The organism is Stutzerimonas sp. LR2, from assembly GCF_055755175.1.
The window spans coordinates 81881-96760 of record NZ_JBVTRR010000006.1; the positions used below are offsets into that span (position 1 = coordinate 81881).

Annotated in this window: 14 protein-coding genes; 8 read left to right on the forward strand and 6 right to left on the reverse strand. The window is 65.4% G+C overall.

The annotated features are described in order from the left end of the window. The first annotated feature begins 18 nt into the window (after positions 1-18). From ACVRRC_RS19810 to ACVRRC_RS19825, 4 genes are read left to right on the forward strand one after another with little or no spacing between them, the layout of a single operon-like run. Complete coding sequence (locus tag ACVRRC_RS19810) at positions 19-1116, forward strand: BMP family ABC transporter substrate-binding protein (RefSeq protein ID WP_472997400.1); 1098 nt, start codon at positions 19-21, stop codon at positions 1114-1116. Then, entirely contained in the window at positions 1113-2690 is a 1578-nt protein-coding gene (locus ACVRRC_RS19815) for an ABC transporter ATP-binding protein (protein WP_279645470.1), read from the forward strand. Before ACVRRC_RS19810 ends, ACVRRC_RS19815 begins: the two co-directional genes overlap by 4 nt. Then, positions 2683-3819 carry an ABC transporter permease gene (locus tag ACVRRC_RS19820; protein WP_472997401.1) on the forward strand — a complete coding sequence of 379 codons (1137 nt, stop codon included), beginning with the start codon at positions 2683-2685 and terminating at the stop codon, positions 3817-3819. Before ACVRRC_RS19815 ends, ACVRRC_RS19820 begins: the two co-directional genes overlap by 8 nt. After that, positions 3819-4745: an ABC transporter permease gene (locus ACVRRC_RS19825; protein ID WP_472997402.1), complete on the forward strand. Its 927-nt coding sequence runs from the start codon at positions 3819-3821 to the stop codon at positions 4743-4745. Before ACVRRC_RS19820 ends, ACVRRC_RS19825 begins: the two co-directional genes overlap by 1 nt. 12 nt (positions 4746-4757) lie before the next feature. On the opposite strand, the gene ACVRRC_RS19830 is transcribed toward ACVRRC_RS19825, so the two are convergent. Next, complete coding sequence (locus ACVRRC_RS19830) at positions 4758-5144, reverse strand: hypothetical protein (protein ID WP_013984023.1); 387 nt, start codon at positions 5142-5144, stop codon at positions 4758-4760. 217 nt (positions 5145-5361) lie between these two features. Between ACVRRC_RS19830 and ACVRRC_RS19835 the strand changes: the two genes are divergently transcribed. Further along, complete coding sequence (locus tag ACVRRC_RS19835) at positions 5362-6762, forward strand: diguanylate cyclase (RefSeq protein WP_125852821.1); 1401 nt, start codon at positions 5362-5364, stop codon at positions 6760-6762. A 6-nt stretch (positions 6763-6768) separates the two neighbouring features. Here the strand turns inward: ACVRRC_RS19835 and ACVRRC_RS19840 are convergent, their stop codons facing one another. Next, entirely contained in the window at positions 6769-7602 is an 834-nt protein-coding gene (locus ACVRRC_RS19840) for an NYN domain-containing protein (RefSeq protein WP_013984021.1), read from the reverse strand. 132 nt (positions 7603-7734) lie between these two features. Here ACVRRC_RS19840 and ACVRRC_RS19845 point away from each other — a divergent pair, with 132 nt between their 5' ends. Next, complete coding sequence (locus tag ACVRRC_RS19845) at positions 7735-8442, forward strand: DUF1294 domain-containing protein (protein ID WP_472997403.1); 708 nt, start codon at positions 7735-7737, stop codon at positions 8440-8442. Between the two features lie 47 nt (positions 8443-8489). Here the strand turns inward: ACVRRC_RS19845 and ACVRRC_RS19850 are convergent, their stop codons facing one another. Next, positions 8490-8834, reverse strand: coding sequence for a zinc ribbon domain-containing protein YjdM (locus tag ACVRRC_RS19850; protein ID WP_011914597.1), 345 nt, complete (start codon positions 8832-8834; stop codon positions 8490-8492). Between the two features lie 113 nt (positions 8835-8947). Further along, entirely contained in the window at positions 8948-9451 is a 504-nt protein-coding gene (locus ACVRRC_RS19855) for an acyl-CoA thioesterase (RefSeq protein WP_013984019.1), read from the reverse strand. A gap of 339 nt (positions 9452-9790) precedes the next feature. Between ACVRRC_RS19855 and ACVRRC_RS19860 the strand changes: the two genes are divergently transcribed. Further along, positions 9791-10477, forward strand: coding sequence for a c-type cytochrome (locus ACVRRC_RS19860; RefSeq protein WP_017244457.1), 687 nt, complete (start codon positions 9791-9793; stop codon positions 10475-10477). On the opposite strand, the gene codA is transcribed toward ACVRRC_RS19860, so the two are convergent. Further along, entirely contained in the window at positions 10471-11706 is a 1236-nt protein-coding gene (codA, locus tag ACVRRC_RS19865) for a cytosine deaminase (RefSeq protein ID WP_014597708.1), read from the reverse strand. The genes ACVRRC_RS19860 and codA overlap by 7 nt on opposite strands. 13 nt (positions 11707-11719) lie before the next feature. Beyond that, entirely contained in the window at positions 11720-12997 is a 1278-nt protein-coding gene (codB, locus tag ACVRRC_RS19870) for a cytosine permease (protein ID WP_014597707.1), read from the reverse strand. A gap of 291 nt (positions 12998-13288) precedes the next feature. On the opposite strand from codB, the gene ACVRRC_RS19875 reads away from it, so the two are divergent. Next, positions 13289-14827, forward strand: a complete 1539-nt coding sequence (locus tag ACVRRC_RS19875; protein ID WP_003280002.1) for a catalase — start codon at positions 13289-13291, stop codon at positions 14825-14827. Positions 14828-14880 lie beyond the last annotated feature (53 nt).

Consider the following 14880-nt stretch of genomic DNA (forward strand, 5'->3'; position numbering starts at 1 on the left):
CCCTCAGGAAGACCCAAAATGCTCAAACAGATGAAACGGACCTTGTGTGCGGCGGTGGCTTTCGGCCTGGCGGCCACCCTTGGCGTCGCCTCGGCGCAGGAAGGGCTGACCCTCGATAAGCCGGCGAAGATCGCCATGCTCTACATCAGCCCGCGCAATGACGGTGGCTGGACCCAGGCCTTCGACGAGGCGCGGCAGAAGCTCGAAGCCGAGCTGGATACCAAGATCCAGTACGTCGAAAGCGTGCCGGAGAACGCTTCATCGATCCGCCCGGCAGTGGACCGGCTGATCCAGCGCGGCGCCAACGTCATCATCGGCACCGCCTTCGGTTATTCCGACACCTTCAAGGAGCTGGCCGCCAAGTATCCGGACGTGGCCTTCCTCAACGGCTCGGGCACCACCAACAGCGCCAACCTCGAATCCTTCTACGGCCGCACCTACGAAAGCCAGTACCTGTGCGGCATGGCCGCCGGCGCGGCGTCGAAGACCGGCAAGCTCGGCTTCGTCGCGGCCAACCCCTTCGGTCAGGTGAACTGGACGGTCAACGCCTTCGCCCTCGGCGCCCAGGCGATCAACCCCGACGCCACCGTCACCGTGGTCTACACCGGCGCCTGGAACGATCCGGTCAAGGAGCGCGCCGCGGCGATGGCGCTGATCGATGCCGGTGCCGACGTGCTCGGCCAGCACGTCGACAGCCCGACGCCGCAGATCGTCGCCCAGGAGCGCGGTGTGCATGGCACCGGTCACCACCGCGACATGCGCGAATTTGCCCCGGACGCCACCGTCTGCTCGTCGGTCTGGGTGTGGGACAGGTTCCTCGCGCCGGAGCTGAAGAAGATCAGCGCCGGCAACTGGACGCCGCCGGAGAACGGCGCGCTGCTGTCCATGGCCGAAGGCGGTACCGATGCAGCCTGCTGTGGCCCGGCGGTCTCCGAAGCGGACAAGGCGAAGATCATGGCCGCCCGCGAAGCGTTGCTCAAAGGCGAGATGCAGATCTACGCCGGCCCGATGCTCGACCGTGACGGCACCGAGCGCATCGCCGCCGGTGAGGTGATGGCCGACCCTGCGCTGTGGCAGATGGACTGGTTCGTCAAGGGAGTGATCACCCAGCAATGAGCAACCTCAACGCGATCCAGCTTTCCGGGGTCAGCAAGTCGTTCGACGGCTTCATGGCCCTGTCCCAGGCGGACTTCGCCGCCAGGTGGGGCGAGGTCCATGCGCTGCTCGGCGAGAACGGCGCGGGCAAGTCGTCGCTGATGAACATCGCCGCCGGCCTCTACGCACCGGAGAGCGGATCGCTGTTGATCAACGACAATGCGGTGCGGCTCAGCGGCCCGCGGGATGCCAGCCGCTACCACATCGGCATGGTTCATCAGCACTTCAAGCTGGTGAAGCCCTTCACCGTGGCCGAGAACATCCAGCTGGCGCTGCCCGAGGGGCCGGGCAACCACGCCTTCTCGGGCAGCCATCGCCAGCGCCTGGCGGCTTTGGAGCAGCGGATCAGCGACAAGGCGGCCGAACTGGGTTTCAGCATCGACCCGCGCAAGATCACCGAGTCGCTTTCGGTGGCCGAGCAGCAGCGGGTGGAGATTCTCAAGGTGCTGCTGGCCGGTGCGCGCATCCTGATCCTCGACGAGCCGACGGCGGTACTGACCGACGGGGAAGCCGAACGCCTGCTGGAAACGGTGCGCGCGTTCGCCCGCCAGGGCGCGGCGGTGATCCTGGTCACCCACAAGATGAGCGATGTGAAACGCTTCGCCGACCGCGTCACCGTGATGCGGGGCGGTCGCACCATCCAGACCCTCGACCCGCAGACGGTCTCGGTGCCCGAGCTGGTGCGCCTCACCGTGGGTGAGTCGGCGCCGGCCAGCGAGTACCAGCCGGCGATACCGGGCGAGGTGCGGTTGCAGGTGCGTGACCTCAGGTCGACTGGCGCGGGCGGCCAGGGCCTGCTCAACGGCGTGAACCTGAGCCTGCGAGCCGGCGAGATCTACGGCATCGCCGGCGTCGGCGGCAACGGCCAGAGCGAACTGGCCAACGTGCTGATGGGGCTGCCCGAGCCCTGCGATGGCACGCTGGAGTTGACCGGCTTCGGCGATCTGCGCCGGGCCAGCGCCGAGCAACGCCGCGAGCTGCGCATCGCCGCAATCCCGGCGGATCGCTACGGCGCCGCGCTGGCGGGAGAGCTTTCGGTGGCCGAGAACTTCGGTGTCGGCCAGGTCCACAGCGGCCGCTACGGTTCCTTCTTCCGATTGCGCCGCAAGCGTCTGGAGGCGGAGGCTGCCGAGGCAGTCGCGGGTTTCGATGTGCAGGGCGTGCGCTCGCTGAAACAGAAGGCCGCGCTGCTTTCCGGCGGTAACGCGCAGAAGCTGGTGATCGCCCGGGAGTTCTCCCGTGACCCGCAACTGGTGCTGGTACACAGCCCCAGCCGCGGCCTCGACGTGCGCGCCACCGCGGCGGTGCATGCCCGCCTGCGCGCCGCCCGCGAGGCCGGCGCAGCGGTGCTGGTGATCAGCGAAGACCTCGATGAGGTGCTGGCCCTGGCCGATCGCATCGGCGTGATGAGCGGCGGACGCATCGTCGCCGAATTCGACCGGCCAGCGGATCGCCAGGCCATCGGCAGCGCCATGGTCAGCCACGACGAACCGGGCCACGCAGAACCAGTAGCTGAAGGGGCAAGCCATGAATGAACAGGTAGGCCCGGTGATGCTCGAGCAGGTCTCGCAGGCCGCGAAACAGCCCAAGCCACCGCTTTTGTCGCGACGCTACGCTCTGGAGATCCGCCAGCAACTGGCCTGGCATTGGCAGGCTGTGATCATCGGCCTCGCGCTGTTGCTGGGGCTGGGCATTTCCGCCGCGATCCTCGTCGCCGCTGGCGTACCGGCCGGCGAGCTGCTCAATGAATTCGTCGTTCTCACGGTATTCGATGCGCAGAGCCTGAAGGCCGTGCTGTTCCAGGCCTCGCCGATGATCCTTGTCGGCCTGGCCGGCTGCATGGCGTTTCGCGCCAAGTTCTGGAACCTGGGCCTCGAGGGGCAGATGATCTGGGGCGCCATCGGTGCCACGGCGATCTCGCTGTTCGAGGTCGGCCCGCCGGCGCTGCGCCTGCCGCTGATGCTGGCCGCGGCAATTGGCTGTGGCCTGGCCTGGGCGCTGGCGCCGGTGGTGCTCAAGCTGCGGCTTAAGGTCAACGAGATCATCTCGACGCTGATGCTCAACTACCTGGCGATCAATTTCCTGCTGCACCTGCTGTACGGCAGCTGGAAGGACCCGAGGAGCTCGTTCCCCTATTCGCCGCAGTTCCAGCCGTTCGAACGCTTGCCCGAACTGTTCGATGGCATCAGCGCGGCGGTGCCACTGGCGGTGGTCGTCGCGCTGCTGGCGCTGTGGTTTCTCGGCATCTCCCGCGCCGGGCTGTACCTGCGCTTTGTCGATGCCAACCCGCGGGTGGCCGGCGCGGTGGGCGTGCCGGTGCAGAAGATGATCATCGGCACGGTGCTGATCTCCGGCGCCATGGCCGGGATCGCCGGATTCCTCGTCACCGCGGGGCAGGAGGGGCGGCTGACCCAGTCGTTCTATCAGGGCTACGGCTTCTCCGGCATCCTCATCGCCTTTCTCGCCCGCAACAACCCGGTGGCGGCACTGGTGGTGGCGCTGCTGATGGCGATGCTGTTCGTTGCCGGACGCAGCCTGCAGGTGTTCTACCAGGTCCCCTTTTCCATGGTGCAGCTGATCCAGGCGATCCTGGTGATCTGCGTCGCCTCCTCGGATTTCTTTATCCGCCACCGCATCCGCCGCGTTCAGGGAGGCGAAAGCTGATGGACATGATCGCCAACTGGCTCGGCAACACGCCGGACTTCGCCGTGCCTTTCGCCCTCGCGGCGCTGGGCTTGATCCTCACCGAACGTGCTGGCGTGCTGGCCCTCGGTGCCGAGGGCCTGATGCTGGTCGGTGCGCTGGCCGCCATCGGCGCGCAGCTGGCCTATGGCAGTCACGGCGTTTCGCTGCTGCTGGCGATGGGGGCGGCGGCCGTGGTGTCGCTGCTGTTCACGCTGATGGTGCTGGTGCTGCGCATCAATCAGGTCATCGCCGGCCTGGCACTGGTGTTCTTCTGCCAGGGGCTGACCGGCCTGCTCGGCACGTTGCTGGACTGGACCAACAAGCCGGTCAAGGGGCTGGCTGCCGTCGAGCTCTGGCCGCTGTCCGAGCTGCCACTGCTGGGCAAGCTCTTCGTGCAGAACCCGCTGGTGTTCATGACGCCGCTGATCGTGCTCGCCGTGGTCTGGTTTCTCACCCGCACCATCACGGGCCTGCGCCTGCGCGCGGTGGGGGAGAACCCGCAGGCGGCGGATGCCGCGGGCATTTCCGTGCTCGGATACCGGCTGGCAGCGATCCTCGCCGGTGCCGCGCTGATCGGTCTGGCCGGCGGTTACATCTCGCTGCTCAGCACCAAGCTGTGGATCGCCGACATGACCGGCGGCCGCGGCTGGATCGCCGTGGCGCTGGTGATCTTCGCCCGCTGGTCACCCTGGAAGGCGCTGGCCGGAGCGCTGCTGTTCGGCTGCATCGAGGCGCTGATTCCGCAGCTGGCCGCCGCTGGCGTGCGCCTGCCGCAGTACTTCGTGCTGATGACGCCCTACGCGGTAACCCTGGCGGTGATGATCTGGGTTGCCAGCGGCAGGCACGCCACCGGCAACCAGCCGGGCGCGCTGGGCATTCCCTTTATCCGCGAGGAGCGCCGCTGAAAGCCATACGGCTTACTGCGCCTGGTTCTGGCTCTGGTCGCTGGAACGGCAGGTGATCTCCGCGTAGGGCTGGTCGGGCGAATAGTCGCCTGGCACGCGTTCGGTACGCTGGGTATTTGGCGCGACGGTGAACACCGGCGAGGCCGAGGTATCCGAGCGCGCTTCGGCTGGAACGTGGAATTCGCAGGAAATCTGGCCGCCGGTACGGTTCATCACCTTCACCGCGCGTACGCCGAGCAGTTCGCCCTCCACACCCTCTGACTTGGCTGGCACACCCATTGGGCTGATCTCGACGTCCAGGCCGTTGAGGTGGGTGATGATCTCTGGCTGCGGCGTTTGCGCCAGCGCTGCCGGCACGCAAATCGCCAGGCCGCAGGCGAGTAGTAGCTGCTTGCTCATGGAAACCTCCATTAATCGGTCCCCTTTAGAAGAGCGCATCCGCCCTCGGTTCGATCGCTGCGCCAAGGAATGATTGCAAATGATTTTCTAGCGTCAAAAAACCGTTTGGCACGATATGTGATAGCTCATTGCCATGACTTTCCTTGCCGTGCCATTAGCGTCGTGTTGAACTGTATCCGTCGCCAATGTTACGTGCGCTCCTCCGAGGGTGGCTGAAGTGACTAGGTATCTGCTTCTGGCGTTGCTGGCATTTGCAGGTGGTGCAGCGGCAACGGCTGATGTGGCGCTCGATCTCAACGCGGCCGAACGCGAATGGCTGGCTGCCAATCGTTCGGTCAGCATCTGTGTCGACCCCGACTGGCTGCCGTTCGAAATGCTCAATGCGCGCGGCGAGCACGAGGGAATCGCGGCCGATCTGCTGCGGCTCGTTGCGCATCGGTCAGGCCTGCAACTGGATATCGTGCCGACCAGTGACTGGGGCCAGTCGGTCGCCTTTTCCCAGGCTGGTCGATGCCAGCTGCTCAGCTTTCTCAACCAGACGCCCGTGCGTGATGCCTGGCTGATCTTTACCCAGCCGCTGTTCACCGACGCCAACGTGGTAATCGCACGGGAAGACCACCCGTACGTGGCCGATCTGTCCGCCCTGGAAAACGCAACGGTGGCGCTGCCGTCCGGCACGTTCATCGAGGAAAGCGTGCGGCGCGACTTCCCCCAGTTGCACGTCATCAGCACCGAGACGGATGCCCAGGCACTGGCGCTGGTGAACGAGCGCAAGGCCGACCTGACGGTGCGCTCGCTGACCGTGGCCGCCTACACCATTCGCCGCGAAGGCTGGTTCAACCTGAAGATCGCCGGGCAAGTGGCCAGCCTCGACAACCAGTTTCGGATCGGCGTGCTGAAGAGCGAGCCGGTGCTGCGCGATATCCTGAACAAGGCGATTGCCACCATCACACCGGTAGAGCTGCATCAGATCGCCAACCGCCATGCGCCCATCCTCGTCGAGTCCGGCACCGACTACCGGTTGCTCATGCAGGTGGTGGTGGTCTTCTCGGCGATGCTGCTGACGAGTCTGTTCTGGATCAGGCGCCTGCGCCGGCTCAACGATCAGCTGCGCATCAAGTCGCAGACCGACTCGCTTACCGGGCTGGCCAACCGCGCGGCGCTGGATCGGCGCTTCGCCACGGCGCTGGAGCAGGCGCGGCGCTATCGCCGACCGTTGTCGATCGTCATGCTGGATATCGATCACTTCAAGCGCATCAATGACGACTTCGGCCACCAGATGGGTGACCGCGTGCTTCGGGACTTCGCCGCGCTGCTGGACGACTGCCTGCGCGGCAGCGATGCGGTGGGGCGCTGGGGCGGTGAGGAGTTTCTGATTCTCTGCCCGGAAACCAGCGGCCCGCAGGCGGTACAGTTCGCCGAACGTCTGTGTGAGCAGGCGCGGGCATTTCCCTTCGCCACCGGCGTCAGTCAGACCCTCAGCGCCGGTGTCGCCGAGCTGAGCCCGAGCGACACGCCGGACAGCCTGCTGCGCCGCGCCGACGCCGCGCTGTACCGGGCCAAGCATGAAGGCCGCGACCGTGTCTGCTGGCTGGCGGCCGACGCGCAGCCCAGCTGAAGCGCGCTAGTGCTTGGCGGGCTTGCGCAAGCGCACGTAAAGGTCCTTGCCGCCGGTGGCACTACTGCCGCGTGACTCCAGGTCGAAGCGCTTGGGCTGGCCGGCGATCAGGTCGCTGAGCTTCCTGCAGCCGTACAGGCGCGGATCGAAGGCCGGGCGCAGCTTGCTGATGTTCTGCCCGAGCGTGCCGAGCTGGATCCAGTCGTCCTCCTCGGTCAGGTCGTCGAGAATCTTGGCGATGAAGTCCACCGGCACCTGCTGGCACTTGATCGCCTCGCCCTTGTCGCTGGTGCGTGCCGGCCTGGCTGCGCCTTCCTCGACCTGCGCGGCGGCTGCGGCGAGTTTCTCCGGTGTCGGCGGCTCGACGCTGGCCTTGGCCGCGTCGGCGCGCAGGATCTCGGTATAGATGAACTTGTCGCACGCCGAGACGAACGGCGAGGGCGTCTTCTGTTCGCCGAAGCCATACACCGTCAGGCCTTCCTCGCGGATGCGTGCGGCAAGGCGGGTGAAGTCGCTGTCGCTGGAAACCAGGCAGAAGCCGTCGAAGCGCCGGGTGTAGAGCAGGTCCATGGCGTCGATGATCAGCGAACTGTCAGTGGCGTTCTTGCCGGAGGTGTAGGCGAACTGCTGGATCGGCTGGATCGAGTGATCGAGCAGCACCTTCTTCCAGCTGCCGAGGTTGGGTTTGGTCCAGTCGCCATAGATGCGCTTGACGCTGGCGACGCCGTACTTGGCAATCTCCTCGAACAGGCCTTCGACGATGGCCGCCGGCGCGTTGTCGGCGTCGATCAGAACCGCGAGGTGTTTCTGCTTGTTCGCACTGCTGGGCTTGCTGGCCATGGTTCATCCCTGGGCTGATGATCACCCGACCATAACGCCGACCGCCATGCCGTGGCCATAGCGACGTGCCGCGCGGATGCCGAGCGTCGCCTGCTCGGTTAGCATGCGCGCTTTGCATTCTCGGGCTCGGGCATGGAACGACGGGGTACGCTGAAAAGCTGGAACGACGACAAGGGCTTCGGCTTCATTCGTCCGGAGCAGGGCGGCGAAGAGCTGTTCGTGCATATCTCGGCAGTGCATGGTGAGCGCCGGCCGCTGGTGGGCGACCGGGTGCTCTTCGTGGCGGGGCGCGATGCGCAGGGCCGTCTGCGAGCCGAACATGTGCGGCTGGATGCCCCGCTGACGCTGGATCAGCCGGCGATTCGTCAGCGGCCGGCCCGCTCGCACTCGACTGGCAAGCGCGAGTCGGGGCGGGGCAGGCCTGCGCGGCGGCTGGTTGCGGGCAATGTCCAGCAGCTCCCGTTCAAGCTGGCGCTGTTCGCCCTGCTCTGTCTGCTACCGCTGCTGGGCAGCCTGCATCGGCTGGGCTCGGCGTTGCCGCTGGCGTTCTATGCCGTTGCCAGCCTGCTGACCTTCTTTCTCTACTGGCGCGACAAGCACAGCGCGTTGAAGGATCGCTGGCGCACGCCGGAAACCACGCTGCATCTCTTCGAGCTGGCAGGTGGCTGGCCGGGTGCGTTGCTGGCGCAGCAGGTTTTTCGTCACAAGACGCGCAAGCTCGGCTACCAGCTGCTGTTCTGGCTGATCGTGGTGCTGCACCAGGCGTTCTGGATCGACCTGCTGTTCATCGGCAGCGGCTTTACCCGCGAGCGCCTGGACTGGCTGCTGCGGCTGCTCTGAGACGCAAAAGCCCGGCGAATGCCGGGCTTTCGGGCGAGCATCGCGGCTCAGACCTTCTTGACGAACTCGGACTTCAGCTTCATCGCGCCGATGCCGTCGATCTTGCAATCGATGTCGTGATCGCCGTCGACCAGGCGGATGTTCTTCACCTTGGTCCCGACCTTGACCACCAGCGACGAGCCCTTGACCTTGAGGTCCTTGATCACCGTGACGGTGTCGCCGTCCTGCAGGGTATTGCCCACCGCGTCCTTGATCACCTTGTCTTGATCGCCCGTGGCGGCGGCGCTGTCGCTGGCGGACCACTCATGGGCGCATTCGGGACAGACCAGCATCTGGCCGTCTTCATAGGTGTATTCGGAGTTGCATTTGGGGCAGGGGGGCAGCGCGCTCACGGCAGGTCCTTGAATGGAATGTGCGGAAAGCCGTGCATTGTATAAGGTTTTGTTACAAAACGGGCGACGTGGCCACCAGGCCGGCCAGGACCACGTCGATTCCGGGATGCAGCTTACTGCACGGCGGCGAGGCGCTCGTTACCGGCACGCAGCTCGCTGTAGCGGTGTTCCAGCTCACGACGGATCTCGCGGCGCTGGTAGGCCTGGGCGAAGCGGCGCTGCTGCTCGGGGGTTTTTGGATTCAGCGGCGGCACCGGCACCGGTTTGCCGTCCTCGCCGAGGGCGACCATGGTGAAGAAGCAGCTGTTGGTGTGACGTACCGTCTTCGAGCGGATGTCTTCGGTCACCACCTTGATGCCGATCTCCATCGACGTGGTGCCGGTGTAGTTGACCGAGGCGAGGAATGTGACCAGCTCGCCCACGTGCACTGGCTGACGGAACACTACCTGGTCCACCGAGAGGGTGACGACGTACTGCCCGGCGTAACGGCTGGCGCAGGCATAGGCGACTTCGTCGAGATACTTGAGCAGCGTGCCGCCATGTACGTTGCCGGAAAAATTGGCTTTGTCCGGCGTCATCAGCACGGTCATGGTCAGCTCTGCATGTCCATCTAGCATGGGGGTTACGGCTCCTCGGTGGTGAAGGGTTGCTACTTTAGTCGAATACCTCCCGTCTGTCTGGCCTATCTGGCGAAACGCTTCATCGATTTTTTCTATCGTCAATGCGGCAAAGGCGCGCACATGTCGGTTTTGGCGGAAATACGATCAGCTAAGGCGTGAATGGCCTGTTATTTCGTGGGGGTAATCTCTCAAGTGTGATCTGGATCACGAAAGGCGGGCGATGCGTCGCTCTCGGGCGCTTTTGTTGACCTGTGCCGGGTTTCGCCGGGCACAGGCTTTCTATAGTCGGGCGCCTAAAAAAACACCCACCGGCTACTTCAGTAACGGATGCCTCCCATGCGTAAGCTCGTTCTCGCTCTGCTTGCCTGCTTCGTTCCGCTCGCCCATGCCAGCGATGAGGTCATCGAACGGTTCAACTACGTCATGGCCGACGAGCAGCGGCGCGAGCAGGCCACCCTGGCCGGCCAGGAGCGCGCGGTGTTCTGCGCCTATTGCCATGGCGAGAACGGCAACAGCAAGCGCAAGCACATTCCCAATCTGGCCGGGCAGAACCCGCAATACCTGTTTCATTCGTTCGAGAAGTTCGCCAGCGGCGAGCGCGTCGATTTCGTCATGTCCAAGCTGGCGCAGAACCTGAGCATGGAGGAGCGGGTGAACATCGCGGTGTTCTTCAGCCAGCAGAAGGTCAACCCACCCGAGGGTGGAGCCGCCCCGGCATTGCGCAAGACCGGCGAGAAGATCTTCCAGACCACCTGCACCGGTTGCCACGGGGCTCATGCCGAAGGCATGGAGACCATGCCGCGTCTGGCCGGGCAACCCGACGAGTACATCCGCAAGGCGCTGACGCGCTTCCGCGAGAACGACCCGAGCCGGGCCGGCTCGGTGATGATCGGCGTCGCCAGCCATCTGTCCGCAGCGGATGTCGAGGCGCTGGCTGCCTACCTGTCGCAGCTGAAGCTGACGGCTGCCGAGGAAACGGCCAACATCGACCGCCTGCGCAAGACCACCGCCGCCGCTCAGTAACGCTGAATCTGCGCCGGCGTGCGGCGCATCAGCACCTCACCGTTGCGCACCGAGAGCAGGGCATGGCCCTGGGTGCGCAGCATCTCGTAGTCGTCCGCTGCCGACAGCACCAGCAGGTTCGCCGGACGCCCCACTTCCAGTCCGTAGCGCTCGCCCAGGTTCAGGGTGCGTGCGCTGTTGTCGGTGATCAAGTCCAGGCAGCGCTGCAGGTCCTCGTAGCCGAGCATGTGGCAGATGTGCAGCCCGGCTTCGAGGATGCGCAGGATGTTGCCGTTGCCCAGCGGGTACCAGGGGTCGACGATGGAATCCTGGCCAAAGCAGACGTTCATCCCGGCGCGGTCGATCTCGGCCACGCGGGTCAGGCCGCGGCGCTTGGGGTAGGTGTCGAAGCGGCCCTGCAGGTGGATGCTCTCGGTCGGGCAGGAGACGAAGTTGATCTGCGACAGCTTCAGCAGGCGGAACAGCTTGGAGCAGTAGGCGTTGTCGTAGGAGCCCATTGCCGTGGTGTGGCTGGCGGTGACCCGCTCGCCCATCTCGCGTACCCGCGCCTCTTCGGCGAGCACTTCGAGAAAGCGCGACTGCGGGTCGTCGGTTTCGTCGCAGTGCACGTCCACCAGACAGCCGGTGCGCTCGGCCAGGTCCATGAGGAACTTGATCGAGCTGACGCCCTGGTCGCGGGTGTTCTCGAAGTGCGGAATGCCGCCGACCACATCGGCGCCCATGGCGATCGCCTCGGTCATCAGCTCGCGACCGCCCTTGAACGACTCGATGCCCTCCTGCGGAAAGGCGACGATCTGCAGGTCGATCAGGTGGCGGGTTTCCTCGCGCACTTCGAGCATGGATTTGAGCGCCGACAGCGTCGGATCGGTGACGTCGACATGGGTGCGCACATGCTGGATGCCGTGGTCGACCAGCATGTCGATGGTTTTCTTCGCCCGCGCCTTGGTGTCTTCGTGGGTCACCAGCGCCTTGCGCTCGCCCCAGCGTTCGATGCCTTCGAACAGCGTGCCGCTCATGTTCCAGGCCGGCTCGCCGGCGGTAAGGGTGGCGTCCAGGTGGATGTGCGGTTCGATGAAGGGCGGCACCACCAGATTGCTGGCGGCGTCGATGTCGCCCTCGCTGGCTTCGGCCGGCGCCTGCTGCGCGCTGATGGCGGCGATGCGCGCGCCGTCCAGTTCGATGCGGTACAGGCCGCTGCGGCCGCGCAAGCGGGCGTTGAGGATGTTCATGGTGGCTCCTTGATCAGCGTGCGTCGGTTTGCGTCAGCACCGTGCGCGACAGGGCCAGGCGCTGGCCCTCGTACAGCACAATATAGGCTGCGGCGGCCACCAGTATGCCGACGATGGGCGCCACCCAGGGCGAGAAGTAGGCGCAGGCGGCGCCCAGCACATAGGCCGCCAGGCCCAGGCTGTTGTACCTGGGCAGGTGCGCTTCGGCCAGCTTCGGGTACTGTCCGCGATGGCGGTAGAAGTAGTCGGCCATGATCACGCCGCCGATGGGCGGGATGATCGAGCCGAGCAGGATCAGAAAGGGGATCAGCAACTCGTACATGCCGCCGAGCGCCAGCAGCGTGCCGACGAAGGCGCCGCCCAGGGTCACCAGGCGGCGGCGCTCGGTGCGCAGCAGGTTGCAGCCGGCCGCGGCGAAGTTGTAGATGGTGTTGTCCTGGGTGGTCCAGAGGTTGAGAAAGAGCATCACCACCGCGGCCATCGACAGGCCCTGCAGCACCAGCACTTCGACGATGTCCGGCTGCTGGTAGACGATGGCCCCGTAGGCGCCGGCGACGATCATCAGGCCGTTGCCGATGAAGAAGCCGATCAGACTGGCCCATACCGCGACCTTGCTGCTGCGGGCGAAGCGCGTCCAGTTGGTGGCCTGGGTCGCGCCGCTGACGAAGGTGCCGAAGATCATGGTGATGGCCATGCCGAGGGTCAGGCTGTCGCCCGGCTGCACCGCCAGCAGGCCGTCCAGCCCGCCAATGTCACGGGTCGCGGTCCACAGCGAAGCGATCAACAGGATCAGCATCGCCGGCACCGCGATGCGCGAGAGCAGGTCGAGGCCCTTGTAGCCGACGAAGGCGGTCAGGCAGAAGCTGAAGCCGAACAGCACCATCAACGGCATCGTCCAGCTTTCCGGCAACGCCAGCAGGCGCACCAGGACGATGGCGATGGTCGCCGTGCCCCAGGCGTACCAGCCGATCTGGGTGAAGCCGAGCAGGAAGTCGGACAGCCGGCTGCCGACCTCGCCGAAGCAGAAGCGCCCCATCAGCACCGAGTTCAACCCGCTGCGGCAGGCGATCAGCCCGAGCGCGGCGGCATAGAGGCCGAGCAGCAGGTTGCCGATCACCGCGGCCCAGAGCATGGTCTTGAAGTCGAAGGCCAGGCCGATCTTGCCGCCGGCGAACATGGTGGCGGTGAAGAAGGTGAAGCCGAACAGCAGGATGGAGGTGGACCACAGCCCTTTGCGCGCGCCGGCGGGCACTTCGCTCAGGGGGTAGTCGGTATCGACGGGCTGTTTCATGGTGGTTGCTCCGCAAGCGCCGGTTGAATGCGCTGGGGGTGCAGATGCCATGCCATAGCTGACCGATCGGCCAAGCAGGGCTGTCGCGTCGGATGTCGGCGGCGAATGTCTCATCGCGGTGCAGTGGGCCTGTCGCCTTGCACCGCCATGGCGCTGGCGCGAAGTTCCTCCAGGCGGAGCGACATTTTCTCTATCGCGCTGTTCGGCTTATTCAATTGGGGCATTGTCGGCCCCCCTCTTAGGCTTTCCGACGCGCCATAAGCGCATCAGAAAATCGAAGAGGAATCACCCATGTCCCGTATGACCTTTGGCTCCACGCCAGCGCGCCTTGCGCTGGGCGTCCTTTCCGCGAGCCTCCTTGCGCTGCCTGCCCACGCTGCTCCGCTGACCCGCGACAATGGCGCGCCGGTCGGCAACAACCAGAATTCCCAGACCGCCGGACCCAACGGCCCGACCCTGCTGCAGGACGTGCAGCTGCTGCAGAAGCTGCAGCGTTTCGGTCGCGAGCGCGTCCCCGAGCGCGTCGTGCACGCCCGTGGTACCGGTGCTCATGGCGAGTTCACCGCGACCGAAGACATCTCCGACCTGACCCTGGCCAAGGTCTTCGAGAAGGGCAGCACCACGCCGGTGTTCGTGCGCTTCTCCACCGTTGTGCACGGCCTGCACTCGCCGGAAACCCTGCGCGACCCGCGCGGCTTCGCCACCAAGTTCTACACCGCCGATGGTAACTGGGACCTGGTCGGCAACAACTTCCCGACCTTCTTCATCCGCGACGCGGTCAAGTTCCCGGACATGGTCCACTCCTTCAAGCCGGACCCGCGCACCAACCTGGATGACGACAGCCGCCGCTTCGACTTCCTCTCGCACCACCCGGAAGCCACCCGCACCCTGACCCTGCTGTACTCCAACCAGGGCACTCCGGCCAGCTACCGGATGATGGATGGCAACGGCGTGCACGCCTACAAGTTCGTCAACGAGCAGGGTGAAACCCACTATGTGAAGTTCCGCTGGAAGAGCCTGCAGGGCCTGAAGAACCTCGACCCGAAAGAGAACGAGGCGATGCAGGGCAAGGACTACAGCCATCTGTCCCGTGACCTGATCACCGCCATCGACAACGGCGACTATCCCAAGTGGGACCTGATGATCCAGGTGCTCAAGCCGGAGGACTTGGCCAGGTTCGACTTCGATCCGCTGGACGCCACCAAGATCTGGCCTGACGTGCCCGAGCGCAAGATCGGCCAGATGGTGCTGAACAAGAATCCGGACAACATCTTCCAGGAAACCGAGCAGGTCGCCATGGCGCCGGCCAACCTGGTGCCGGGCATCGAGCCGTCCGAGGACCGCCTGCTGCAGGGCCGTCTGTTCTCCTACGCCGATACCCAGATGTACCGCGTCGGTGCCAACGGCATGAGCCTGCCGATCAACCGCCCGAAGGTGCCGGTCAACAACGGTAACCAGGACGGCCAGCTGAACGCCGGCCACACCACCAGCAGCGTCAACTACCAGCCGAGCCGCCGCGAGAACCGTGAGGAAACGCCACGCGCCGTGCTCAGCAAACTGGAGCTGAGCGGCACCACCCAGCAGGCACCGATCCAGCGTCAGCAGAACTTCAAGCAGGCCGGCGATCTGTATCGCTCGTTCAGCAAGAAGGAGCAGACCGACCTGATCAACACCCTGGGCGGCGAGCTGGCCAAGGCGGACGACGAGGCCAGGCACATCCTGCTGTCGTTCTTCTACAAGGCCGACGCCAACTACGGCGAGGGCCTGACCAAGGTCGCCAAGGCCGACCTCAAGCGGGTCAAGGCGCTGGCCGCCGAGCTCAAGGACTAAGGTCCCCGGACCGGCGCCCGGCATGCAGTGGAGGCTCCTTTGCGCTGCATGGG